23 protein-coding genes, 7 tRNA genes and 1 other RNA gene are annotated in these 22,860 nt (G+C 45.2%); 14 read left to right on the top strand and 17 right to left on the bottom strand.

What is annotated here, in order from left to right; all coding sequences use genetic code 11:
• Positions 1–45 precede the first annotated feature (45 nt).
• Complete coding sequence (locus LMH68_RS03190; protein WP_017062212.1) at positions 46–591, top strand: glutathione peroxidase; 546 nt, start codon at positions 46–48, stop codon at positions 589–591.
• Positions 588–1,055, top strand: a complete 468-nt coding sequence (locus tag LMH68_RS03195) for a DUF3429 domain-containing protein (protein ID WP_229648045.1) — start codon at positions 588–590, stop codon at positions 1,053–1,055. Before LMH68_RS03190 ends, LMH68_RS03195 begins: the two co-directional genes overlap by 4 nt.
• A gap of 74 nt (positions 1,056–1,129) precedes the next feature.
• On the opposite strand, the gene LMH68_RS03200 is transcribed toward LMH68_RS03195, so the two are convergent.
• From LMH68_RS03200 to LMH68_RS03220, 5 genes are all read right to left on the bottom strand, one after another.
• On the bottom strand, positions 1,130–1,564 hold the full coding sequence (locus tag LMH68_RS03200) for a GNAT family N-acetyltransferase (protein ID WP_017062214.1): 435 nt from the start codon (positions 1,562–1,564) through the stop codon (positions 1,130–1,132).
• Positions 1,565–1,715: 151 nt separating this feature from the next.
• Positions 1,716–2,330: a LysE family translocator gene (locus tag LMH68_RS03205; protein WP_229648044.1), complete on the bottom strand. Its 615-nt coding sequence runs from the start codon at positions 2,328–2,330 to the stop codon at positions 1,716–1,718.
• 130 nt (positions 2,331–2,460) lie between these two features.
• Positions 2,461–2,778, bottom strand: coding sequence for a hypothetical protein (locus LMH68_RS03210; RefSeq protein ID WP_017070274.1), 318 nt, complete (start codon positions 2,776–2,778; stop codon positions 2,461–2,463).
• Positions 2,779–2,853: 75 nt separating this feature from the next.
• The gene (locus LMH68_RS03215) at positions 2,854–4,290 is read right to left on the bottom strand and encodes a lipopolysaccharide biosynthesis protein (protein WP_229648043.1); all 1,437 of its coding nucleotides are present in this window, start codon (positions 4,288–4,290) and stop codon (positions 2,854–2,856) included.
• A 16-nt stretch (positions 4,291–4,306) separates the two neighbouring features.
• A complete protein-coding gene (locus tag LMH68_RS03220; protein ID WP_229648042.1) occupies positions 4,307–5,233 on the bottom strand; it encodes a glycosyltransferase family 2 protein in 927 nt (308 codons plus the stop codon).
• 316 nt (positions 5,234–5,549) lie between these two features.
• On the opposite strand from LMH68_RS03220, the gene LMH68_RS03225 reads away from it, so the two are divergent.
• Positions 5,550–6,698, top strand: coding sequence for a glycosyltransferase family 4 protein (locus tag LMH68_RS03225; protein WP_229648041.1), 1,149 nt, complete (start codon positions 5,550–5,552; stop codon positions 6,696–6,698).
• A 185-nt stretch (positions 6,699–6,883) separates the two neighbouring features.
• On the opposite strand, the gene LMH68_RS03230 is transcribed toward LMH68_RS03225, so the two are convergent.
• The 4 genes from LMH68_RS03230 to LMH68_RS03245 form a co-directional block, all read right to left on the bottom strand.
• The gene (locus LMH68_RS03230; protein ID WP_229648040.1) at positions 6,884–7,657 is read right to left on the bottom strand and encodes a viroplasmin family protein; all 774 of its coding nucleotides are present in this window, start codon (positions 7,655–7,657) and stop codon (positions 6,884–6,886) included.
• A gap of 81 nt (positions 7,658–7,738) precedes the next feature.
• Entirely contained in the window at positions 7,739–8,068 is a 330-nt protein-coding gene (locus LMH68_RS03235) for an AzlD domain-containing protein (RefSeq protein ID WP_061018870.1), read from the bottom strand.
• Between the two features lie 2 nt (positions 8,069–8,070).
• Positions 8,071–8,799, bottom strand: coding sequence for an AzlC family ABC transporter permease (locus LMH68_RS03240; RefSeq protein ID WP_229648039.1), 729 nt, complete (start codon positions 8,797–8,799; stop codon positions 8,071–8,073).
• A 104-nt stretch (positions 8,800–8,903) separates the two neighbouring features.
• Positions 8,904–9,737: an AraC family transcriptional regulator gene (locus LMH68_RS03245; protein WP_050634771.1), complete on the bottom strand. Its 834-nt coding sequence runs from the start codon at positions 9,735–9,737 to the stop codon at positions 8,904–8,906.
• 236 nt (positions 9,738–9,973) lie between these two features.
• Between LMH68_RS03245 and LMH68_RS03250 the strand changes: the two genes are divergently transcribed.
• Positions 9,974–10,312 carry a hypothetical protein gene (locus LMH68_RS03250; RefSeq protein ID WP_086775055.1) on the top strand — a complete coding sequence of 113 codons (339 nt, stop codon included), beginning with the start codon at positions 9,974–9,976 and terminating at the stop codon, positions 10,310–10,312.
• Between the two features lie 85 nt (positions 10,313–10,397).
• On the opposite strand, the gene ffs is transcribed toward LMH68_RS03250, so the two are convergent.
• Positions 10,398–10,494, bottom strand: an RNA gene (gene ffs / locus LMH68_RS03255) — signal recognition particle sRNA small type.
• A gap of 196 nt (positions 10,495–10,690) precedes the next feature.
• Positions 10,691–11,434, bottom strand: coding sequence for a hypothetical protein (locus tag LMH68_RS03260; RefSeq protein WP_017064066.1), 744 nt, complete (start codon positions 11,432–11,434; stop codon positions 10,691–10,693).
• A 227-nt stretch (positions 11,435–11,661) separates the two neighbouring features.
• Between LMH68_RS03260 and LMH68_RS03265 the strand changes: the two genes are divergently transcribed.
• Positions 11,662–11,964: an MGMT family protein gene (locus LMH68_RS03265; RefSeq protein ID WP_048609271.1), complete on the top strand. Its 303-nt coding sequence runs from the start codon at positions 11,662–11,664 to the stop codon at positions 11,962–11,964.
• A 75-nt stretch (positions 11,965–12,039) separates the two neighbouring features.
• On the opposite strand, the gene LMH68_RS03270 is transcribed toward LMH68_RS03265, so the two are convergent.
• Positions 12,040–12,480, bottom strand: coding sequence for a YbaY family lipoprotein (locus LMH68_RS03270; RefSeq protein WP_017058951.1), 441 nt, complete (start codon positions 12,478–12,480; stop codon positions 12,040–12,042).
• A 168-nt stretch (positions 12,481–12,648) separates the two neighbouring features.
• Between LMH68_RS03270 and tesB the strand changes: the two genes are divergently transcribed.
• Positions 12,649–13,509: an acyl-CoA thioesterase II gene (tesB, locus tag LMH68_RS03275; protein WP_029235187.1), complete on the top strand. Its 861-nt coding sequence runs from the start codon at positions 12,649–12,651 to the stop codon at positions 13,507–13,509.
• A gap of 133 nt (positions 13,510–13,642) precedes the next feature.
• On the opposite strand, the gene LMH68_RS03280 is transcribed toward tesB, so the two are convergent.
• Together LMH68_RS03280 and LMH68_RS03285 are read right to left on the bottom strand one after the other, a co-directional pair.
• Positions 13,643–14,308, bottom strand: a complete 666-nt coding sequence (locus LMH68_RS03280) for a hypothetical protein (RefSeq protein WP_102429113.1) — start codon at positions 14,306–14,308, stop codon at positions 13,643–13,645.
• An 89-nt stretch (positions 14,309–14,397) separates the two neighbouring features.
• Entirely contained in the window at positions 14,398–14,871 is a 474-nt protein-coding gene (locus LMH68_RS03285; RefSeq protein ID WP_017062025.1) for an Lrp/AsnC family transcriptional regulator, read from the bottom strand.
• A 129-nt stretch (positions 14,872–15,000) separates the two neighbouring features.
• Between LMH68_RS03285 and LMH68_RS03290 the strand changes: the two genes are divergently transcribed.
• Complete coding sequence (locus LMH68_RS03290) at positions 15,001–16,068, top strand: PLP-dependent cysteine synthase family protein (protein ID WP_136978152.1); 1,068 nt, start codon at positions 15,001–15,003, stop codon at positions 16,066–16,068.
• A 90-nt stretch (positions 16,069–16,158) separates the two neighbouring features.
• Here the strand turns inward: LMH68_RS03290 and LMH68_RS03295 are convergent, their stop codons facing one another.
• The 3 genes from LMH68_RS03295 to LMH68_RS03305 all read right to left on the bottom strand — a co-directional run bounded on the left by LMH68_RS03295 (position 16,159) and on the right by LMH68_RS03305 (position 20,810).
• On the bottom strand, positions 16,159–16,479 hold the full coding sequence (locus LMH68_RS03295) for a DUF1244 domain-containing protein (RefSeq protein WP_004736423.1): 321 nt from the start codon (positions 16,477–16,479) through the stop codon (positions 16,159–16,161).
• A 141-nt stretch (positions 16,480–16,620) separates the two neighbouring features.
• The gene (gene vexH, locus LMH68_RS03300) at positions 16,621–19,734 is read right to left on the bottom strand and encodes a vibriobactin export RND transporter permease subunit VexH (RefSeq protein ID WP_229648038.1); all 3,114 of its coding nucleotides are present in this window, start codon (positions 19,732–19,734) and stop codon (positions 16,621–16,623) included.
• Complete coding sequence (locus LMH68_RS03305) at positions 19,734–20,810, bottom strand: efflux RND transporter periplasmic adaptor subunit (RefSeq protein WP_102393841.1); 1,077 nt, start codon at positions 20,808–20,810, stop codon at positions 19,734–19,736. The genes vexH and LMH68_RS03305 overlap by 1 nt, the downstream gene beginning before the upstream one ends.
• Positions 20,811–21,372: 562 nt before the next feature.
• Here LMH68_RS03305 and LMH68_RS03310 point away from each other — a divergent pair.
• The 7 genes from LMH68_RS03310 to LMH68_RS03340 all read left to right on the top strand — a co-directional run bounded on the left by LMH68_RS03310 (position 21,373) and on the right by LMH68_RS03340 (position 22,579).
• Positions 21,373–21,457, top strand: a tRNA-Tyr gene (locus tag LMH68_RS03310).
• A gap of 102 nt (positions 21,458–21,559) precedes the next feature.
• Positions 21,560–21,644, top strand: a tRNA-Tyr gene (locus tag LMH68_RS03315).
• 102 nt (positions 21,645–21,746) lie between these two features.
• Positions 21,747–21,831: transfer RNA gene (locus LMH68_RS03320), tRNA-Tyr, on the top strand.
• A 102-nt stretch (positions 21,832–21,933) separates the two neighbouring features.
• Positions 21,934–22,018: transfer RNA gene (locus tag LMH68_RS03325), tRNA-Tyr, on the top strand.
• A 102-nt stretch (positions 22,019–22,120) separates the two neighbouring features.
• A tRNA-Tyr gene (locus tag LMH68_RS03330) sits at positions 22,121–22,205 on the top strand.
• A gap of 102 nt (positions 22,206–22,307) precedes the next feature.
• Positions 22,308–22,392: transfer RNA gene (locus LMH68_RS03335), tRNA-Tyr, on the top strand.
• Positions 22,393–22,494: 102 nt separating this feature from the next.
• Positions 22,495–22,579: transfer RNA gene (locus tag LMH68_RS03340), tRNA-Tyr, on the top strand.
• The last annotated feature ends 281 nt before the right edge of the window (positions 22,580–22,860 follow it).

Here is a 22,860-nt window from a genome sequence, read left to right on the forward strand (position 1 = left end):
GCTCAAGAGTAATAACCATTACGCCAACTAAAATGAGCCAACCCTATGAAATGTTCACTACTTTGCTCAACCGCACTGATTACAAGCCTCACGAGTTCCATCGCCTTTGCAGCGAGCTGTCCCGAAATACTTAATGGCAAACAGCGCTTGTTAAACTCAACCGAAGAAATCGCCTTGTGCGATGAGTTTCAAGGCAAAACTCTATTGGTGGTAAATACAGCGAGCCAATGTGGCTTCACTCCGCAGTTTGAGCAACTCGAGCAACTTCATCAAACCTACAAAGACCAAGGCTTCACGGTTATCGGTTTCCCAAGTAATGATTTTCGCCAAGACAAGGGAAGCGAAGAGAAGACGGCAAAGGTTTGTTACCTAGACTATGGCGTGACCTTCCCAATGATGGCGCGAGCTTCACTGTCTGGTAGCAACGCCAACCCCGTGTTTACAGAGATACAACAGCAAGCGGGCGTAACGCCTAAATGGAACTTTTACAAATTCTTGATCAGTAAAGAAGGTAAAGTCGTCGCCACCTTCCCTAGCTCCACATCTCCAGTGAGTGCCACACTCAAAAACGCGATTGAGCAGCAGTTATGAAGGCGGATTACATGGCAACAACTCAAACCCGTAACACCATGGCCAAACTGGGGTACATGGGGTTAATTCCGTTTTTATTCGGTCTTCTCCTTTCGCTCACCGACAGCCAATTTATGGGGATAAGCGGTGAAACGCTGTTCATCACCTACAGCGTGGCAATTTTGAGTTTTCTTTCAGGGATCTTGTGGGCAAATGGCATCGAAAACTTTGAAAGCCAATCAAGTAACAAAGCACTGCGAATAAGCAACGCGATTGTGCTCATCGCTTGGCTGGCAGTATTGCTTGGCGAACAAAAAGAGCTAGTGACAACTCTGATTCTCATCTTTGGTTATATTGCGGTTTGGCGAGCTGAAAGGACGATGAGAGAAGAGAACCAGAGCCAAGGTCCTGATGGCTACTTTGATATGAGGACTCGGCTGACCTCTAGTGTCGTGTTAATGCACGGTATCGTGATGCTAACCTAGAGCTACGAGATTGTCTTTGAAGTGTGAGCCTTTGATTTAGTTAAGCGCCTTTGTTAAAAACCGTTAGCAACAATCTAGATGATGAGCTTCATCACTAACCTCGGCTCATCATCACCAAAGTAGTTGTCTTCTTGCTTGATGGTAACGAACCCCATCGATGCGTAAAGCGCACGAGCCGATGTGTTATTTGGGTCTACAGTGAGCAAAAGCCTAGCATCTCGAGGCAACTGCTCAACCGCCTGTTGCATCAGTTTCCGGCCAACTCCCATGCCACGATAATTCTGGTCTACAGCCAATGATAGGACCCAAAACTCATTCTGCTTGTCTGTGGTTGTCGTTAAGGCATAGCCAGCAATCTTTGAGTCTTGCTTAGCAACCAATAAACCTTTTCCCCAGCAATCAAAGGCCTGACGAAAGAAAAACAGCGGATAGGCGTGAGCGCCAAACAAAGCATGTTCAAGCTGGTAGATATCAGCCAGTTCTTGTTTTTCCGCACAAACAACATTCATAGATAGACCTCATTTAAACCGAACCTCAAGTTTAAACATGCAAACTCAAAGGTGCTATTAATAATATATCAACAGCCTAAAGGCTTACGAACTACCTTAACGAAGATGCCACTTAACTAACGCCTGAGGAGTAGATTAGGTTACTTATGTTTTACTGTCGAATAACCAACAAATTTGCGCCAGATAACGCAAGAAAAACCGAGCACGCTTTGTTGAAACGTTTTGCCATTTGTGGCTTAGAGAACCAGTTTCTGAGGTATAAGCCAAATACCGCGTAGATCGATATCGCGAGCATTTCTAACACTAGAAAGGTGCTACCTAAAACAAAGAATTGAGTATTTACGTTCGCTGAAACATCGACAAATTGAGGAAGGAATGCAGTGAAAATGAGTATCGCTTTTGGATTGCCAGCAGCGAGTGCAAATTCTTGTTTAAACAGACCAAACCAATTCTTATTTCGTTCGATATCCACGACCGGACTGGCGTGTGAGCGCCATAGGTTGAACGCGATCCACAACAGATACATCGCGCCAAATAGTTTGATCAGGAAAAACAGCGTTTCAGAAGTATAAAGCACAACCGCTAAGCCAGATGCAGCCAAAGCAATCATGCCAGAAAAAGCGAGGATTCTTCCTAGGCCTGCGACAAAGGCGGCCTGAAATCCGTAACAACGGGCGTTGTTCATTGATAACAAATTGTTTGGGCCCGGAGTCATGTTGAGCGCAAAACAAGCGGGGATAAACAGCAGTAACTTCCAGATTTCCATTGGTGCTTCCTAATTGCCAAATGCCGTGATTATAAAATCCTTAAACAAGGTCTTATCGTTTATAACAGCATTTCATATCTTTTGTAACTGCATAAAAAATAAGCACCAAATCTATACAGTAAATTTTCAATCAGTTCTCAAAAAACTGTTCGTACTCGGGTGTCGCTAGATTTTCGGCGACACCAATCTCACCGACGAAATAGATAGCGCTCGCAATTGTATCTATCGTTGGGTTTGATTCTCGCTCTGGGAAGTCGCCAACAGCAGGAACAGATTTTGGCGCAGACACCGAACTACAAACAAGGCTATTACATACCCTGTTTTGATTTTCTAAGGAGATAGCTTCAGGAACGTCAAAGTGCTGAGTGAGTACGTCGTGGTTAGACAATTCAGACGAAGCGTACGATAAGGTTGAGAATAGAGCTGAGAGCACAATCCACTTGTTCATGTATCTTTCCATTGATGGCATTCATTGAATTTATAAATACTATCGAATCTCACACATTATGAACAGTGTTTTATTTTAATTTGCGTGAGACTGCTTACCCAGCATCAACTTGTCGAGCAGAGCTTGCGGGACAACGATCACTGAGTATTTAACAAAGGCCACCAGCGCGATTACACCAACAGCCGATCCAAGAATAAAGTCATGGACATCAACCAACACCAATCCCAGAAGTTGATCACTCGCTATCGCTACTAATGCGATGCTAACTGCGGTTACCCACTTGCTGTGTTCATAAGGTAATTGTTCCATCGCTTGGCTTACAACATACAGAAGCATGAGCCGCACAACATAAGTTGCACAAAGAACCGCGACAACACCCCACACGCCATAAATAGGCGTCACTGTGAAATAACCAATGGCCGCCAAGACCGCACACCCGCCTTGTATCCACATTTGCGATTGGCTTGAGTGACCGCTGAAACAGCCAAGGTTAAGGTAATCCCCAGCGTTCTTAATCACACCAATCGCCAAGAGTGCCACGACAATCGTGCCTGCATATTGATAACTGCTTGGCAAAATCAAAGTAATAAAACCAGGTACAGTAAGGATCATCAAACAACCGAATACAATGGCCAGATTAACACCGACTAACGCCCTATCGGCACACATCTTACTGCCACCCGGCTGTTGAAGCATCGCCACACGGTTTGGAAACCACCAAAGCGCGTAAGGCTGCAACAACAGACCAAGAATCAACGCGAACTTTCCGCTAACCGCATAAATCGCGAGTTCTTCGACACCGACGAAGCTTGCCATTACCCAGCGGTCGAGCCCCATGATCATATACATTGATGCACCGCCAACCAGAACGGGCAGTCCGAATTTTAAGATCTTCGCCGAGTATTTGAAGCAACCAAAAGATCCCATCTCTTGCCATTGATAACGCACTAAACAAACCATTAGCAACACACTGGATACCGCAGCTGAAATCAACACGCCATCTATACCGTATCCAGCCTCAAGTAAAACAAAAGTCATGATGGCTTGAACACCGGCTTTCAACACATTGAGCATGCAAAAACGTTTCGCCATCGCGTTCATACGCATCAGCGTTAGCGGGATAGAAATCGCCCCATCGAGCATGGTAGGAATAAGCAGAAGCAGTATCTGGTAAGGCTGGAATTCAACTGGCAACATTAAGATTAACAACGGCATACTGAGGGCAATCAAGGCGCCCCCAAGCACGCACACCAGCACGCTCAATGTGAAGCAGTTCGAGACGAGCTTTTGCTTTTCATCACCTTCGGCGACACCCACATAACGATACATGGCATCGACAATACCGAAGCTGAACAATATCGTCCCAATGTCTGCCAGCAAGACAATGGCTTCTAAGGAACCATACTCTGCCAACGTCATATTGTGCGTAATGTACGGGATCATCACCAATGAAATCCCTTTCATCATTAATATACCGATGGCGTAGTAAGCCGACTGCTTTAAAGAACCCATAGTCGTCACCTTTTCCTTACAAAGCTGGCTTTAGGAAACTTTTACAGTCTCCAATTAGGTGTCGCAATGTGCGTTTTTGAGGTGACATGACCAAAGAACGGAAACTGTAGGCAATAGCCTGTCTATTCTGTTGTAAACCTCGATAATAGTCAGCATAACCTTCCAGTATTCTCGCCTTTGCGATTTTGAAGCTAGAAGTGGGTAGATTCCATCGTTGACTGTCATTTTGGTAATGTTGAAGAATAGTCTCTATAGACTGCAAATTTCTCAATTTAAGACTTTCAGTTTGGGTAACAGAGCTCGCTCTCATCAAGTAGCCAACCTGCACCGAGTTCAACACACCGATCTGATGGTTTTCACTCATTCGAAGCCACAGTTCCCAATCTTCCCCATACTTGATGTCAGCATTGAAACTGTCTGTTTGAGAAAACACATCCGCTTTCACCATGACCGTTGATGTTCCAATCACGTTATTTTCTATGATGAACTCCAACGGGTTCTCGATATTGATGAACAGCTCATCTTGATCTTGAAACTGCGACCAGTAACTAAAGCAGTCGACTATTACTTGGTAATCTTCAGTAAGATGCTCGTAGTTAGTAAAGCTCATCGCGAGATCAGGGTAACGTTGATGAAATTCGAGTTGGCGCTCAATTTTTTCAGGAAACCAGAAATCGTCTGCGTCTAAAAAAGCGATGTATTCACCGGTCGCCTTTTCAATCCCTAGGTTTCTCGCTTGAGGCGCACCAACACCCAATGTGGACAACGTAATAATGCGTTCATCGTCTATAGAAGCAAGATACGTCGACGTTCCATCGTTACTGTTATCGTCAATGACAATCAGCTCAACATCTTGATGAGTCTGCTTTAGTACACTGCCAATCGCTTTCGGCAGGTAATCCAAACAATTGTAGGTAGGAATAACAACACTTACTTTAGCCATAATGACGCCCTCAGATTTATACGTTATATGGCTGACGTTGCATGTTCTATGCCGAGAGTGTCTTGCTATGAAATCACCTCTATATCAGTCACCTACGCGTCCATTCTCAAAATGACGACCAAACACAGATGTTCAAAAAAACTGCAACTCCAATTTGATTATCAATTTGAGAAAACGAGCTACCTCTTAAGGGGTAACCTTCGAAAAGCAATCAGAAAGCCCTCCAAAGCTACGATTCGATCTTGGTTCGTATCTTGCTTTATTGGTTATTACCTTGGCTTGATAGCTTTAGTCATATGGATTTGAGGAGTAAGGAATGAAGAAAGTAGCATTTGTGGCGCCAACCTACCCAGTACTCAGTGAGACCTTCATTCAAACAGAAGTCGACTCTGTGAAAGCGTGTGGGCACGATGTTTGTGTAATGACGTTCAAAATTGAAAACAGTGAAAAACAGTTCGACTACGACATTGTCGAAATAGGTAAAAATGTTCGGAAGGGTAAAGTCGCCAGCATTAACTGGATAGGTTTCATCAAGGCTGTCTCATTTATTTCTAAGCAAACCAGCATGCCGAAAAAGTCACTGTTCGCTTATGGGTTTAAATTAGCGCTGCAACTCGCGGAAAACGACGTCGAACACGTACATGCGCATTTCTGTCAGCACACCACAGCTCACGCCATCGTCGCGGCAAAGCTGCTGAATATCACCTGTTCGTTCGTTGCTCATGGTCATGATGTTTACGAGTTCGCTTATGACATTGAACATAAAATCTCATCGAGTGATTTTGTGGTTGCAGTGTGTAAAGACATGCTTGCTGACTTCAATACCATGGCGAAAGGAAACATTAAACTCTTGCATTGCGGAGTTAATACCAAACAGTTCCAACTCAACCCAAAAACCGAAACGAAGCAACTTCGCTTTATTTTCCTTGGCCGATTAGTGGAGCAAAAAGGTATCCACCATCTTATTGATGCATTGGCGCCGATTGCCGAACCTCTCGACATTCATCTCGATATCATCGGTACTGGCGATTTAGAGCAACAATTAAAGTTACAGGTCAAAGAGCAAGGGCTCACTCGAAACGTGACCTTTCTTGGCGCTAAGCCTCATGAATGGGTGAAAGAGAAACTATCGAATTATGACAGCCTAATCGCGCCCTTCTGTTTTTCCGAAACCGGGTGTGTGGATACAGGACCACTGGTTTTAAAAGAAGCGATGGCCGTAGGAACGCCAGTTATTACCACCAACATCATGGGATGCAAAGAGATCGTCTCACAAGAGACAGGTTTTGTGGTTGGCGAAAAGAATGTGGAAGAATTAAGAGAAGCGATTGAGCGTTTCGCGCAACTAAGCAGCAACGATAAAGCATCGATGGGGTTAAAGGCACGTGAGAGAGTGAAAGACAGTTTTAATTCGATCAAACAAGCTCAGCAATTATCTCGTTGGATAGAGAACCCTGCTCAATAAGGATGAACTCAGGCAATAAGCATCGCAAGGGCTGCTGCGTCTCACAAGAACGACTATGCACCATAAGAAAACGGAGCACCACAAAAACAAAAGAGCGCTACATCAATTTGAAATGTAACGCTCAACTTAGCACTGCCCAATGATCGCGACTTATGCTTTCAGTAGCTTTTCATTAAGAAGCCTAACTAGCCTGCTCGCAGTGCCAAAATAGACTCAATATCGTCGATGTCACGATATTGAGCGAGTTGTTGCTCTTTCGATGAAATAGCCACAATCGACATTCTATCGGCCAATTCGTTACCTTCAATACCAACGTGTCCGTTCACATGGTAGATGGTAATTTTTGAAGCCAGCTCTTGGTAGAGCGCATACGCCGGCTTAATAATATCGAGGTTTTTGATCTCGCCGCCCGACTTAGTCCAGCCCTTTTTCTCCCAACCCGTTGCCCACTTAGTAATACAATCTATCGAGTACTTAGAGTCACAATAGATCGCTACAGACAGACCCGCGTTTAGCTTCTCTTTTGCGAGCAAAAACGCCTGTTTAAGGCCATGCAACTCAGCGGTATTATTGGTACCAACAGGTTGATACAAGCCATACCACAATTCGGTTAATTGGTTGTTTTGGTATACCGCTAACCCCGTCCCTGCTTCACCAGGGTTTGGTTCACACGCACCATCGGTAAAGATCTTGATATCAAAAGGCATATCTGTGATTTGCTGCTCCGAAAGAGGCGGCACCTTAGCTTTCGTCGACTTACCCGCAGAGCTTGGCTTTGTCGCTGTAGAACCTGACGCAGACGACGTTTTACCACCGAAAGCAGACTCAGCCTCGCCTAGTGTTGGAAACGATTTATATCTCGCACCAGCAAAGCCATCGACTTGCGCTTTACACTCGTTCCAAGTGGTAAAAATACCCGGTGTGCGACCTTTCCAAACCACATAATATTTCTTAGCCAAACTAACTCCTTACCAAAACCTAAATACACAAACAGTGAATCAGTACATTAGATGCCACCACGCTATACGTTGCAAGGTCAATCAGTTAAAAAGGTAATCAACCGCGACAAGGTTATAGAACAAAAACACCGCCATGCTGACGCCGATCGTTAGTAGCACATTGCCTGTTTTCCAAATCAATAAGCCAGTCACCACCGCGCCTATCAAGTATGGGTTTTCGAGGCTTGGCCAAAATGTTTGTTCAGGAGCAAATACAATTGGCCCCCAAATCGCAGTCAGCACCGCGGGGCTTGAATAGCGTAATAGGCGCCTTGCGGTTTGATTGAGTCGAAGCGGGATTGCAGGCTCAAGAAACAGATACCGACTAAAGAAAACAATCGCAGTCATGAGTAATATCGTTAACCAAATCATCTCTATTTCCCCTCCACGATTGTCTTGTTACCGTTGTTTCGCTCTTGGAACGATTCACTGAAAAAGCCCGCTAACATACCGGCGATCGCTGCAATCATTAGCCCGCCCTCAATATTGTTAACCGACATGGCAACCGAAGTGACCAGTGAAACCATCACACACACCACGACGGGTAGAGTTCGGATTAATGGGAAAACCAAAGCGATAAAGGTTGCTGCGACCGCGAAGTCGAGCCCAATCTCGTTAAGTGATGGAATTTGGCTTCCCGCGACAATGCCAACAAAGCTCGCGATATTCCAAACAAGGTAAAAACCTCCACCTACACCCGCGGCATACCAACGATTAAACTCTTGCTGAGACTGCCCACTACAAATCGCAAACAGCTCGTCGGTGAGCCAAAATCCGAGTAATAGGCGCCAACGCGCAGGAAGATGACTGATTTTGTCTCGCATCGATACGCTATACAGAAAGTGCCTTGAGGTGATGAACAGTGTGGTCAACAACATGGTCCCTAAACCAATACCCGCTTTGAACATACCCGCTGCGACAAGTTGCGCTGAGCCAGCAAATAAAATAGCCGACATCGCTTGCGCTTGAAGTTGATTCAATCCGGCATCTATCGCATATGAACCGGCTAGAATTCCCCAAGGGATTACCGCAATACTCAAAGGCATTCCCGCTAAAACGCCTTTCCATAACTGTGTTCGTCTATCCATTGTTTCACTGTCCATATCATTCTTTTCTCTCTTTACATTCGCTATTCAATGTAAGAAGAGTGGAGTCGGTTCGATTGCACAAACTTGCTCGATTTCGCGAACGAATTAAGGTGTCCGATTTAGAGCATTTTAATGTATTGCCCCGGCGTGTAGCCATTGGCCTTTTTGAAGTGTCGATGAAAATGGCTTTGGTCGTGAAAGCCACACTCTTGCGCGGTATCTGAAATGGTATGCCCTTGCTTCAATAGCTTACGAGAAAGCCTTAGCCGAGATTGGATCTGATACGCATGTGGCGGAAGACCAAACTCTTTTTGAAAAGAACGTACTAAGTGAAACGGACTCAATGCCGCTAACTTAGATAGCTCTTCTAGGGACACATCGGCTTGTGGAAAGTCATCTAAGAACTCTTTCACTAAGACAAGTTGGCGCTGAGTTTTCCCATCGAGTTGGGGGTTAAGCGGCGATTTTCCATGTCGGCTAATCAGCTTAACCAACATCCCGTACATCAAGGTCTCTCTTAACAAGCGATTGTCAGATTCATCAATCGTGTTAAAGACTAATCTCAATTGATTGGCGAGTTCAGGATCTTCAACAACCGCTCTTGGGAAGTAAGGCGCCCCGTAATTGGGTAGGTTTAGCTCTTGAGTGATCTTGGCAAGTTGATCTGGGAGTGGATACATGGCTCGATACGCCCAACCGCCTTCAGTGGCAGAGTGACCGCTATGAACTTCGTCGGCATTGACCAGAATAATCGCATTTTGTGGCGCAATATGATGCCCGCCCGTTCGATAGAAACGCTGAGCGCCCTGCTCGATGACTCCCAGCGTGTAGCCCTCGTGGCTGTGGCGCGAGAAGTTCTGCTTTTCGTATTCAGCATTAAGAATTTCAAGGCCGCCGAGCTCTTCGGTTATCTTATATTCGGCCTTCTCTTTAGAGCGTTTCTTGTTCTCCATAACAATTCCCAAGCCTGTTGATTATCGAGCGACTTATCAGTCTACTCTATAGTCTCTTTCAGCTTTTGTACAAAATTGCGCTTTTGTTTGTTAATACCGTTTTTGTCGTTGGCTTAATAACGTTTTCTAACTGGGAGGAAAGTCTTGGTCTATAACTAGTTGGCAAAAAATTGACAATAATCTAATCATACACGCCAATACTGTCTTCAAATCATCGGCAATAGACCTGATACACCATGAAAAATACGCTAATCCTTTTCTTTTTCCTGAGCCTAACAGGATGTACTCATAACCAATCAAAAGCACTGAGCATGAACTCCTCGTCGGTTAACACATACCCACAATCGATGTCGAACCTGCAACTGTGCGACACCTTGTATTACGGGCGCTCAAGTAACCAGACACTCGCAGCAATTGGCAGTGAATTCAATCGAAGAGGGTTATCCAAGAGTTGGTGTGACACCGAAACCAACAAGCTTTATCTAACAAAGACAATTGATTGGGTTGCTGACCAAGTAGAAGACAAAGAAGATTCAGAGGAAGATGCGTCGGCAGTGGTGTTGCCTGCGAATTAAGAAAGATGAAACGTTCTTGAACAAGAAAAAGGCAAACTGCAGATAGCAAAAAGCCGCTCATAAAGAGCGGCTTTTTTAAGGGGTGGGAACCCAGCCACATCCCGGCACACAAGTCACTCGCTGCGGCTGCTCCCTTCCAGGCCTGACCGAGTTCACGAGCTATTGTTGCGGGAGGACCAGGCCCCCATAGATTCGTTTTCTAAGAGGCTTGCCTCAAAGAGTGATTGGATTATTAAGCATCACAGCAACCATTGCAAGCCCTTCCACCCTATTTTTGAACAATTGCGGTCTAAGTGCTTATCCTTTATTCAAACCATTAGAAAATCGCAGGTAAATTCACCATTTACCTGCATTTGGAAGGTTTGGATTGCTGGAGTACTAGATATCGATGTCTTCGTTATCTTCTGTGCGAATGATGTAGTCTGTCATCCACGCGGTACCTAATAGACACAACCACACCACAAAGACTGGGCTCGGTACTTCGATGCTTGGAGTAATCACCAGAGCCGCAAAACCGACCGTTGGCAGTGTCCAACACAGTAGTTTATTCCAGCGGAAGGTTTTCAAGCGCGTCAGCGTTTCCATCGATGCCATGATGCCCGTTACACACAAGGCAACCAAAGCGGCATAAGGTAAATCGGCTATCCATAATGGAAGTATTAAGCCTAATGACCACCAGCTGTGTCGGCTGGCAGGCTTAAGATGATTTGCCGCCCACCAAATCACGATGATTGATAAGGTTTGAAGTGTGGTAACCCACGGGACACCTTCAAGCTTGCCTGCTGATTGTGTCACCATGATCCCGACCTGCAAAGTAGTCACAATCAAGCCGGAAATAATCACGACCGACAAACTACTGCGTCTTGAGAAGACCACCATCAATAACGGGAATAGTACCCACGCACTGACAGACAGCGTGATAGGCTGCAAAGGAAGGGTTAGACCATAAGTGGTCATGGAAACAAGCAAAGCTAATCCTGCTATGCCCCCCTGCGGTAAAATCCATAAAGCAGGAATTACCATTGCAAGCACCGGGATATCTCCCTCACTTAAACTGATTGCTCTCGCGCAAACAACCGCTAATAATGTGGTGATCAAGAACTGAAACGTTGTAAATACCATAGCCCTCTCCTTCTACCGATCCGTGGTACCATACCAATCGTAGTAATTAACTGGTCACCCTAGCTTGTTAAAAAACTCGATAACCTCGTTAGATTCTTTGATTGTAGAATAACTACTTATCAAAACTTCTTATCAAAAAGAGCGGCCTTGCTCTCAAGCTTTTTCCCTGCGCTATTTTTGAACACTTACTTACTGTGATTGGTATTTATGAACTAGGAACATTTAGTATGGACCAATTTTTGAGCCAAATCTTTGCTGTGATTCACCAAATTCCATATGGAAAAGTAACAACTTATGGAGACATAGCACGTTTTTCAGGATTTCCGGGCTATGCGCGCCATGTTGGTAAAGCGCTGGGTAACCTGCCAGAAGGTAGCAAACTGCCTTGGTATCGAGTGATAAACAGCAAGGGTGAAATCTCTTTAAAGGGTGATTCGTTCGACCGACAAAAGCAGCATTTGGTTAAAGAAGGGATTGAGGTGAGTGATGCAGGAAAGATCAAACTCAGAATATACAAATGGCAGCCCTAGAGCTGCCACTAATCGCTGATTCAACTGGCTAAGTTAAGCCAATCAAGATGCCTTAACAGTGGCATCGACTTCTGATTAACGAACACCAACCAAGCGTAGGTCTGCTTGCTGTGTATTTTCTACATCAGTAATTACTGACTTAATCGTGTCCGTTATGAAACGCAGTTTGCCGTCAACATGAATCGATGCGCGCATGTTGTAACGGTGGTTAGCTTTAATTTTGTCGTTGTCGTAGCTCAGCTCGAATGCGAACGGTACTTGCTTACCGTCTGTGGTGAACTCTTGAGTTGCGATAACCGTCGATGGTGCATCAGCCAGTGAGATATCTTCTAGCGTAACGGTAACCACTGCATTCTCTGGCAATGCAATTCTTTCACGGTAGCTTACTGTTCCTGAAATCACTTGAGTGTTCTCTGCAACCACTTCCTGAGAAGCGCTCGTTTCTGATGTTGCTTGGCAACCAACAAGTAGGCCAAACGATACTAAAGACGTAATAAGAATTAGAGCCTTTTTCATATTCAATTTCTCTCAACATGTTTGCCGGACTCGGCAAATCTACTCACCAATTATAAGAGAGCTTTCATATTCTGTCTTGAAACCCTATGATTTATTGACAGATATCTGACTAAGCTAAATGATTAACACCATAATCTGACACCCATTTTACGAAGAGGAATGCTGGCGATGAGTCAACCTTTACAAGAATTACTAAGTTTACTTCAGCTAGAAAAACTGGAAGAAGGTTTATTCCGTGGGCAAAGTGAGAACCTAGGCCTACCACAGGTATACGGCGGTCAGGTATTGGGACAAGCGCTTTCTGCTGCTCGTTATACCGTTCAAGACGACCGTAGTGTTCACTCGTTCCACAGTTATTTTCTGTTTCCCGGCGATCCTGAAAAGCCAATCATTTACGATGTTGAGAACCTACGAGATGGACGCAGCTTTAGCACACGCCGTGTAAAAGCGATTCAAAATGGCCGCCCTATTTTCTATCTCACTGCTTCTTATCATGGCGATGCGCCAGGGTTTGAGCACCAGATTTCAATGCCTGATATTCCGGGACCAGAGAACTTTGCCTCAGAAACTGAATTAGCGAGCCACATTGCGGAATTCTTACCAGAGAAACTGCGCAAAACCTTCTGTGGCGAAAAGCCGATTGAGATGCGTCCGGTGACGGTGGTAAACCCACTGAAACCTAAGAAGACGGAAGCGAAACAATACCTTTGGGTAAGAGCGAATGGCGCGATGCCAGACAACCACTTGATCCACCAATACCTGCTTGCCTACGCATCGGATTGGGGATTCTTAGTGACGGCGCTTCACCCACATGAAGTCTCTATCATGACGCCAAATTTTCAAGTGGCGACGATTGACCACTCAATCTGGTTCCACCGCCCATTCAAAATGGACGAATGGCTGCTTTATGCGATTGAAAGCCCAACGGCAGCGAACACTCGCGGCCTAGTGCGCGGCGAGATCTTCAACCAGAAAGGTGAGCTGGTAGCGACAGCAGTACAAGAAGGTGTGATGCGTTTTACTAAATAGCACTCAAATAAATAGCGGATAAACGCTTCTTACAAACCCCAAATACGCACAAACAAAAAGAGGCTAGGTTTAATACCTAGCCTCTTTCTTTAATGACGCTTAAGAAAACTCGTCACGCAAAAATCAATAAAACCTACTCAACTTCTAACGTTGGCTCAAACTCGCCTTGAACTCGCGTTTTAATGCCATCACCTGCGTCTCGTAGAAGGTTAAATGGCGATAACACTACGCCTTTCACCGCGCCCTCAGCGGCTCCCTGAGCGAGTTCCTTACTCTTATCAGCTAACAAATTAGCTTGTGCCAAAATACCTGGGACTTCCGCTCGTAGCATTTCAGATTCCGTGACGATGACAGGAATAGTCTGTTCGCGGTAAGACTTACTTTCAGCGAGCATTGGTGGCATTACGTCTACGCGGTATCTCTTTAATTCAGTTAATGTTGGTGGAATAACATCGATTCTTACCTGCTCGACTTCCGTTCGAACATTTTTCACTTCATCTAATATCGCAGGGATTTTGTTGTCGACCGAGGCTACGGTTTGATTCACATCATCGATCGTCTTTCTGACCTCTTCGACTGTGTTCAAAACTTGAGGAGCAAGATCGCTGACATGTTCTGCAAGCGCTAATAGCTCTTCTACTTTGAGCCCTTTGGTGAGGCCCGATATGTCTTCGATAACTTGCGGGTAAGTATCAACGATTTCACCGACTTTATTAGTCAATGAGTAGATGGTGTAACCCAAGTAAAAAATGGCGACCGCCAGTACCAGCTGGATAGCGGTAGATACTTTTGCAAACATGAATAATCCTTTTCTTTATCGCAGAGGCGATATCTAAACTGAGACGATAGTTAAGCTCAGACGATTGTTAATGCGTAACTAGGCGTAGCTTAAAGCGGCAATGCTGTCGTGTACTTCAATGGTTCCATCGCAAATGTCGAGGTCACATTAGAGATACCATCAATGCTATTCACCAAGCGCTTGTAGAAATCATCAAAGCACTTCATGTCTTTAACCTGAACCTTCATCATATAATCATATTCGCCAGCCATGCGATAGAACTCCATCACTTCTGGAAATTCCGACACAGTATTCACAAAACGACCATACCACTCATGAGAATGATCACTGGTTTTCACCAATACGAACGCAGTAAAGGAAAGATCCAGTTTTTCCGGGTTCAATAACGCGACCCTTTTCTCAATAATGCCGTTCTCTTCGAGGCGCTTAAGCCTTTTCCAACAAGGCGTTGTAGTGAGATTGACTGCTTCAGAAATATCGTTCAATGACAGGGTGCTGTCTTCTTGCAGTAACCCTAATATTTTTTTATCTACGGCATCTATCACACTTTCACCAAATCGCATTTAAAGAGAATAATTTTCTACAATTTAAGCAAAACAAAGCAAATATGGCAAAGTTTTTCTCTCCGATTATAGATAAATTAGAACCATACCAATTACAAAGAATTCCTACACTCGATCAGGAGAACGTTTATGTGCACTGACCATCAATGGATTAACAACGCGATTCGTAAAATTGAAGCGGACTACCAACGCTCAGCGGATACGCACCTTATCAAGCTCGATCTACCAAGTATCGAAGGCATTGATGTTTACCTTAAAGATGAAAGCACACACCCTACAGGCTCTTTAAAGCACCGTTTAGCGCGTTCTCTCTTCTTATACGCTATCTGTAACGGTTGGGTTGGCCCAGAAACCACGATCATTGAATCTTCATCGGGCAGTACTGCGGTGTCTGAAGCTTACTTCGCTCGCCTACTTGGCCTTCCATTTATCGCGGTAATGCCAAAATGCACAGCGAAGAAAAAGATCGAGCAAATTGAATTCTACGGCGGCCAAGCGCATCTTGTGGACCGCTCAGATGAAATTTACGATGAGTCTCGCCGTTTAGCAGAAGAATTGAATGGTCACTACATGGATCAATTTACTTACGCTGAGCGCGCAACCGACTGGCGTGGTAACAACAACATCGCGAACTCGATTTTCAATCAAATGCAGATGGAAGATCACCCAGTTCCGGCTTGGGTAGTAATGAGCCCAGGTACTGGCGGTACTTCAGCGACGATTGGCCGTTTCATTCGCTACCAACAACATGAAACTAAGCTTTGTGTTGTGGACCCTGAGAACTCTGTATTCCACGAATACTTCCAAACAGGCAATGCGAACGTGAAATGTAGTACATTCAGCAAGATTGAAGGCATTGGTCGCCCACGAGCAGAACCAAGCTTCATTCCTGGTGTGGTTGACGAAATGCGTAAAATCCCAGACGCAGCAAGTATCGCAACGACACATTGGTTATCTGACATTCTTGGTCGCAAGGTCGGCGCATCAACCGGGACTAACATGTACGGTGTGCTTCAATTAGCCAGTGAAATGAAAGCACGTGGAGAAAAAGGTTCTATCGTGACTTTACTGTGTGACAGTGGTGAGCGTTACCTAGACACTTACTTCAATGACGAGTGGGTAAATCTGAATATCGGTGACCTACAACCTTATGCAGCGAAGTTAGAAGCTTTCTCGCAAACGGGTGAGTTGGCTTAAGTTCAAAACCGATAGTTCGAAATAGAAAAGAGCCCTTGATGGGCTCTTTTTGTTTATTCATTCTATTAGTCAGCCACTAACGAGAACAAATTACTCTGGCTTCTGCTTCGCTTCAAATGCCGCGAGTTGTTCAGGCGTCGCTTTTGGTTGATGGTTTTGTTTCCACTCATCGTAAGTCATGCCGTATACACGCTCACGAGCGTCATCGATATCCAAGTCTAAGCCTTGTTGCTCTGCTTCCGCTTTGTACCATTTACTGAAACAGTTTCGGCAGAAGCCAGCCAAGATCATCAGATCGATGTTCTGCACATCTTTATTGTTATCTAGGTGTGCTAGCAGGCGACGAAAGGTTGCTGCATCCAGCTTATCTTGTTCTTCTTGAGAAAGATCTTTGTATTTAAATTCAGCCACTTTACTTTCCTTTATTCGATTTATTGTATTAATTCGTTGAGCTCTGTTTGTTATACAAAAAAAGCCTGCAATTCGCTAGGAGCAAACGCAGGCTTTTCAATATTGTTACACTATTCCGTGTTCATTAATCGTGCGTGTTCATTAACCGTGACTGGTTCTTCCCAAGTTTTCATGGCTAAGCTCTTTATTAAGTTCCGCTTCCACGTGACCCGGAGAGCGTGTTGATCCTGAAATCAGTCGGTACATCGCAGGAATTACGAACAGAGTAACCAATGTCGCGAAGCCCATACCGAAGAAGATAACCGTACCCACAGCCACTCGGCTTTCATAGCCTGCGCCCGTTGAAGTAATCAATGGAATTGCACCAGCCAGCGTCGTGAATGCCGTCATCATGATTGGACGTAAGCGTCGAGCAGAAGCATCAATGATCGCCTTTTCAAACTCAATACCACGGTCACGAAGTTGGTTAGCAAACTCTACGATCAAGATACCGTTTTTGGTTACCATACCGATCAACATGATCATACCAATCTGGCTGTAGACGTTGAGCCCTTGACTCATCAGCACCAAGCCTAAGAAGCCACCGAAGATACCCATAGGTACGGTGAACATCACCACCAGCGGGTTAATGAAGCTTTCAAACTGCGCGGCCAGTACCAAGTATGCGACCAGCATCGCTAGCGCAAACACCACTAGGATACTTGATTGGTTCTCTTTAAAGTCTTTTGACTCGCCAGAGTAGCTCACTGAAATATCACCCGGTAGCTGTTCAATCGCTTGTTCATCAAGGAAATCGAGCGCGTCACCCAGCGTGTAACCTTCCATTAGGTTCGCTTTAATGGTCACCGATTTCTGCTTGTTGTAGTGCGACAAACGAATCGATGAAGCCACTTCTTCAATGTGCGTCAGCGTATCAAGTGTAACCAGCTCACCAGACTGAGTTCGCATGTAGATTTGGCTTAGATCGTTCGCGTTGTTGAAGCTGTTTTCATCACCACGCAGATACACGTCGTACTCTTCACCACGGTCAACGAAGGTCGTTTCACTGCGGCCGCCAAGCATGATTTCTAACGTATCTGAAATGTCTGAAACGCTAACACCTAGCTCTGCTGCACGCTGCTTATCTACGGTTACCAATAGCTCTGGTGTTTTCTCAGAGTAATCGATGTCCGCGCCTTCCATCATTGGAGAATCTTCAGCCGCTTGCTTTAAGAGCTCTGCCCACTTCTGAAGTTCAGAGTAATCAGAACCGCCAAGTACGAATTGAACAGGCTCACTTGAACCACCTTTGAAGCCCGGCATGAACGGGAATACACGCACATCTGGAATGCCGTTCAACGATTTACGAACTTCGTTCAACGCTTCTTGTGCGGTAACGTCACGCTCATCCCAGTCTTCTAGGATCATGATTACGAAGCCCGTTTGGTCACCCGCATTACCACCAAACGCTGGTGATTGAATACTGAATGACTTCAAGAAGCCCTGACCAAGCAATGGCATTAAGCGTTCTTCAACGATGTCCATGTTGGCAGACATACGGTTGTAACTGGTTGCATCGGCACCACGAACAAACGCAAATATAACACCACGGTCTTCTTGTGGCGTCAGTTGCGACGGCACTTGTTGCATCAAGCCATAACTACCGCCCATACACGCGATAATGATGATTGGAGCGGCCCAACGCCAGTTAAGAGCACGGCGCAATACCGCGCGGTATCCAGACTCAAGCTTGCCAAATACGCGCTCGACAAACAAATTGAAACGGTTTGGTTTAACGTTCGCTTTAAGGATCTTACTGCCTAGCACTGGCGTTAGCGTTAATGCGACTAGCGACGAGAAGATCACCGACATCGCAAGCAATACAGAAAACTCGGTAAACAATAGGCCAACCATGCCGTCCATGAACGAGATTGGTAGGAATACCATTACCAATACAAGCGTTGTTGCGATTACCGCGAAGCCTACTTCACGAGTACCTTTATAGGCAGCAAGCAGCGGTGACTCACCACGTTCGATATGGTGGAAAATGTTCTCAACCACCACGATCGCATCATCGACCACCAAACCAATCGACAGGATAAGTGCCATCAGGGTAATCAGGTTGATGGAGAAACCGAAGTAGTACGCGGCAATAAACGACGAGATCAGAGATACAGGTACGGTTACCGCTGGAATAAGTGTTGCACGTGCTTGACCAATAAAGATGTAAAGCACAAGGATAACCAAGCCACCCGTGATAAAGAGTGTGCTGTATACCTCTGAGATTGAACGGTCAATAAAGACTGTTGAGTCATAATCGACAGCTAAACGAGTACCGTCTGGCAAGAACTTTTGAATTGCTTCGACTTCTTTATGGACTAAGTCAGCCACCTCAAGTGGGTTCGCATCTGACTGAGGCACGATACCCATACTTACGTTAACAACGCCGTCACTCTTAAAGGTCGAGTTCTCGTTTTCTGCGCCAATGTAAACATCCGCTACGTCTTTCAAGTAGATAGGTGTGTTATCAGAGGCACGTTTAACGACTAGGTATTCGAAATCTTCAGCTTCAGTGTAAGAACGAGCAGTACGAACCGACATCACAATCGCATCGTTACGTACTTCACCACCCGGGCTTTCAATGTTCTCACTGTTCAACGCAGAAGTGATGTCCGAGGTAGTAACGCCACGACCCGCCATCTGCGCAGGTTTCAGCTTCACGTACATTACTTTGTACAAGCCACCTGAGATATCCACCGAGCTCACGCCAGAAATCAAACTAAAGCGGTCAATCAACACACGTTCGGTGTAGTCGGTTAACTGCGTTCGGTCCATCTCTGTCGAACTTAAGTTGATGTAGACCGAAGCTTCACCACTACCATTGTTCTTATAAACAATTGGGTCGTCGGCTTCATCGGGCAATGAACGCTGCGCACGAGCTACAGCATCACGAACATCACTCACACCGGTATTGAGGTCGTAACCAAGCTCAAAAGTAATCGTGATACGCGACATACCGTTACGCGTTGTGGATTCGATCTCATCGATACCACTGATGCCGGATAACTGGTCTTCAAGGTTGGAGGTTATTTGGCTTTCAATGATGGTGGCAGACGCACCCTCATAACGAGTACTGATCGATACTACCGGGCTTTCAATATCTGGCATCTCACGAACCGCGAGCTTATTGAAAGAGACAATACCAAACACAACCAATAGTAGGCTCAATACGACGGCCGCTACTGGTCTCTTTACAGAAACATCAGATAACAACATTAGTTAGCGCCTTCTTGTGCTTTTTTATCACTTGCTGCATCAGCTGGGCGATTAACGGCAAGCTCTTGAACCAAGACGCCGTCACGCATGTTCACGATACCTTGCACCACGATCTTCTGGCCAATTTCGATGCCTTTGTCGATCACGACTTCGTTATCGATACGTGCCCCAAGGAAAACTTCTGTACGAGTTGCTTTATTATCTTCGTCGATAACATAAACGAAACGCTTCGTACCTGAATACTCAAGCGCTTGAACTGGAATGATTGGCGCTTCCACTGGTGGGAAGTCCATATCCGCCGCCACTAACATACCTGGCTTTAGATAATCATTATTGTTGTCGAAGTGGATTCGAACTCGAAGGTTCAAGGTTTCAGCGTTAATACGAGAATCAATGCCTACTACAGTACCAGTGAACTGAGTGTCGCCCCATGCGCTAGTGCGAGCCGTTACTTTCATACCTTTAGACAGTTTAGAAAGGTAGCGCTCCGGGATCTGCAGATCTAATTGCATTACCGATAGGTCATCTAAGGTCACGAGTTCAGTACCTGCTGTCACCATTTTACCGCGGCTAAAGTCGATAAAACCAACAGTGCCCGAGAATGGCGCGCTGATGTGAAGATCTTTCAGATTGGCATTTGCAGCAGCTAAACGAGCGTTGGCAATCTCTACGTTCGTTTTCTGAGCGTCAATTTCAGTTTGCGTGATCGCGTTACGTTTCACTAGGCGTTGAAATTCCGCTAGCTTACGTTGCTCGTCTTTTAGATAAGCTTGCGCTTCTGCAACTGCCGCTTTTGCTTTGTCATCGTCGAGTTGAACCAACATCTGCCCTTTAGTGACATCTTGATTGGCTTTAATGTTGATAGAGTCCACTCTGCCAGCCACTTCAGAAGTGATCATTACCGATTGCTCGGCTTCTAGCTTACCGACCAACGAAAGAGATTGGCTAACTTGGTGAATATCAACCTGCTCAGTAACAACAGTGACAGTGCTTGGGCCCATACGTTTAGCGAGTACGGCTGGAGACGCCATAAGAATAGACAAGCTAAGCAGGGTTAAAACAGATTTACGCTTCATAATAATGGTCTGCAAGTAAGTTTATACCAATCACAGTGAGTAAGTGGTCAGAAATAGCGTAGGGAAAAGGCTTGAGAACAAGGCAGCTCTTTTCAACAGATAGTTTCGATAAGTAGTTATTCTACAATCAAAATATCTGACGCTGTTCTCGAGCATTTTAGCAAGCTAGAATGACAAGTTACTTACTACGATAGGTATTATTATCTATAAATGAAATTAACCGTATTCTATCAACTGATGAATGCTGTAACGTCAAGAAGTGTAAATCTAGATTAAATTCCATTTACGTTTCTTGGCGAATTGCACAAACCAAACACAATGTAGAAAGCGAGTTACCTCAAGGTGTTACCTATCACTACGTAAACCTTAGTACAGATGTTCACTTCCCGAGCAATATGCGTACTTTTCGCCATCTTTGCCCAAAAAGGCAGCATTCAACACAAAACCATAAGAAAAACTCTTTACAGGTTTAACGTGTTTGCTATGATGCGCTCCGCACTTGAGAGATGCGTTGGGAAAAACATCTCTTTAGCCTATCCATTATGAGTTAGGAAAACACCCTGGAGGGGTTCCCGAGTGGCCAAAGGGAGCAGACTGTAAATCTGCCGGCTCCGCCTTCGATGGTTCGAATCCGTCTCCCTCCACCATATTCTTCTTACCTCTTTTAAGAGTTAAGAGAGCAACCTGATTGATGGGCTTATGGGAAAACATCAATTTAGGCTTACTTTGTGAAGAGTAAGACACACCCTGGAGGGGTTCCCGAGTGGCCAAAGGGAGCAGACTGTAAATCTGCCGGCACTGCCTTCGATGGTTCGAATCCGTCTCCCTCCACCATATTCTTCTTACCTCTTTTAAGAGTTAAGAGAACAACCTAGTTGATGGGCTTATGGGAAAACATCAATTTAGGCTTACTTTGTGAAGAGTAAGACACACCCTGGAGGGGTTCCCGAGTGGCCAAAGGGAGCAGACTGTAAATCTGCCGGCACTGCCTTCGATGGTTCGAATCCGTCTCCCTCCACCATATTCTTCTTACTTCTTTCGAGAGTTAAGAGAACAACCTAGTTGATGGGCTTATGGGAAAACATCAATTTAGGCTTACTTTGTGAAAAGTAAGACACACCCTGGAGGGGTTCCCGAGTGGCCAAAGGGAGCAGACTGTAAATCTGCCGGCACTGCCTTCGATGGTTCGAATCCGTCTCCCTCCACCATATTCTTCTTACCTCTTTCGAGAGTTAAGAGAACAACCTAGTTGATGGGCTTATGGGAAAACATCAATTTAGGCTTACTTTGTGAAGAGTAAGACACACCCTGGAGGGGTTCCCGAGTGGCCAAAGGGAGCAGACTGTAAATCTGCCGGCACTGCCTTCGATGGTTCGAATCCGTCTCCCTCCACCATATTCTTCTTACCTCTTTCGAGAGTTAAGAGAACAACCTGATTGATGGGCTTATGGGAAAACATCAATTTAGGCTTACTTTGTGAAAAGTAAGACACACCCTGGAGGGGTTCCCGAGTGGCCAAAGGGAGCAGACTGTAAATCTGCCGGCACTGCCTTCGATGGTTCGAATCCGTCTCCCTCCACCATATTCTTCTTACCTCTTTCGAGAGTTAAGAGAACAACCTGATTGATGGGCTTATGGGAAAACATCAATTTAGGCTTACTTTGTGAAGAGTAAGACACACCCTGGAGGGGTTCCCGAGTGGCCAAAGGGAGCAGACTGTAAATCTGCCGGCACTGCCTTCGATGGTTCGAATCCGTCTCCCTCCACCATATTCTCCTTAATTGGAAAATCGAAAAGCCAACTCATTGAGTTGGCTTTTTTCGTTTCTGAGCTTTATCTCTTACTAAACGTGTCTTCTAAAACAACCCTCAACTTCCTAAACACTAACCCGCTACTACAAATAACTAATCGAGCTAAATCATTCAAACATCAGTGATCCCATACTTCAGCATGACGCTCACAAGCCAGATAAGCAGCGCAGCCTAAACAATGGGTCGATATATGTTCTTCGCATTCGTTCGCAATTATCTGTTTCTGCTGCAAAGTAACC

The organism is Vibrio sp. F13 (assembly GCF_020806305.2).
Classification (GTDB): Bacteria; Pseudomonadota; Gammaproteobacteria; order Enterobacterales; family Vibrionaceae; genus Vibrio; species Vibrio crassostreae_C.

Bases quoted from the DNA above. Each gene is read 5' to 3' on its own strand.
- LMH68_RS03190 (WP_017062212.1), top strand. From the start codon at position 46: ATGAAATGTTCACTACTTTGCTCAACCGCACTGATTACAAGCCTCACG.
- LMH68_RS03195 (WP_229648045.1), top strand. From the start codon at position 588: ATGAAGGCGGATTACATGGCAACAACTCAAACCCGTAACACCATGGCC.
- LMH68_RS03200 (WP_017062214.1), bottom strand. From the start codon at position 1,564: ATGAATGTTGTTTGTGCGGAAAAACAAGAACTGGCTGATATCTACCAG.
- LMH68_RS03205 (WP_229648044.1), bottom strand. From the start codon at position 2,330: ATGGAAATCTGGAAGTTACTGCTGTTTATCCCCGCTTGTTTTGCGCTC.
- LMH68_RS03210 (WP_017070274.1), bottom strand. From the start codon at position 2,778: ATGAACAAGTGGATTGTGCTCTCAGCTCTATTCTCAACCTTATCGTAC.
- LMH68_RS03215 (WP_229648043.1), bottom strand. From the start codon at position 4,290: ATGGGTTCTTTAAAGCAGTCGGCTTACTACGCCATCGGTATATTAATG.
- LMH68_RS03220 (WP_229648042.1), bottom strand. From the start codon at position 5,233: ATGGCTAAAGTAAGTGTTGTTATTCCTACCTACAATTGTTTGGATTAC.
- LMH68_RS03225 (WP_229648041.1), top strand. From the start codon at position 5,550: ATGAAGAAAGTAGCATTTGTGGCGCCAACCTACCCAGTACTCAGTGAG.
- LMH68_RS03235 (WP_061018870.1), bottom strand. From the start codon at position 8,068: ATGATTTGGTTAACGATATTACTCATGACTGCGATTGTTTTCTTTAGT.
- LMH68_RS03240 (WP_229648039.1), bottom strand. From the start codon at position 8,799: ATGGACAGTGAAACAATGGATAGACGAACACAGTTATGGAAAGGCGTT.
- LMH68_RS03245 (WP_050634771.1), bottom strand. From the start codon at position 9,737: ATGGAGAACAAGAAACGCTCTAAAGAGAAGGCCGAATATAAGATAACC.
- LMH68_RS03250 (WP_086775055.1), top strand. From the start codon at position 9,974: ATGAAAAATACGCTAATCCTTTTCTTTTTCCTGAGCCTAACAGGATGT.
- LMH68_RS03260 (WP_017064066.1), bottom strand. From the start codon at position 11,434: ATGGTATTTACAACGTTTCAGTTCTTGATCACCACATTATTAGCGGTT.
- LMH68_RS03265 (WP_048609271.1), top strand. From the start codon at position 11,662: ATGGACCAATTTTTGAGCCAAATCTTTGCTGTGATTCACCAAATTCCA.
- LMH68_RS03270 (WP_017058951.1), bottom strand. From the start codon at position 12,480: ATGAAAAAGGCTCTAATTCTTATTACGTCTTTAGTATCGTTTGGCCTA.
- tesB (WP_029235187.1), top strand. From the start codon at position 12,649: ATGAGTCAACCTTTACAAGAATTACTAAGTTTACTTCAGCTAGAAAAA.
- LMH68_RS03280 (WP_102429113.1), bottom strand. From the start codon at position 14,308: ATGTTTGCAAAAGTATCTACCGCTATCCAGCTGGTACTGGCGGTCGCC.
- LMH68_RS03285 (WP_017062025.1), bottom strand. From the start codon at position 14,871: ATGCGATTTGGTGAAAGTGTGATAGATGCCGTAGATAAAAAAATATTA.
- LMH68_RS03290 (WP_136978152.1), top strand. From the start codon at position 15,001: ATGTGCACTGACCATCAATGGATTAACAACGCGATTCGTAAAATTGAA.
- vexH (WP_229648038.1), bottom strand. From the start codon at position 19,734: ATGTTGTTATCTGATGTTTCTGTAAAGAGACCAGTAGCGGCCGTCGTA.
- LMH68_RS03305 (WP_102393841.1), bottom strand. From the start codon at position 20,810: ATGAAGCGTAAATCTGTTTTAACCCTGCTTAGCTTGTCTATTCTTATG.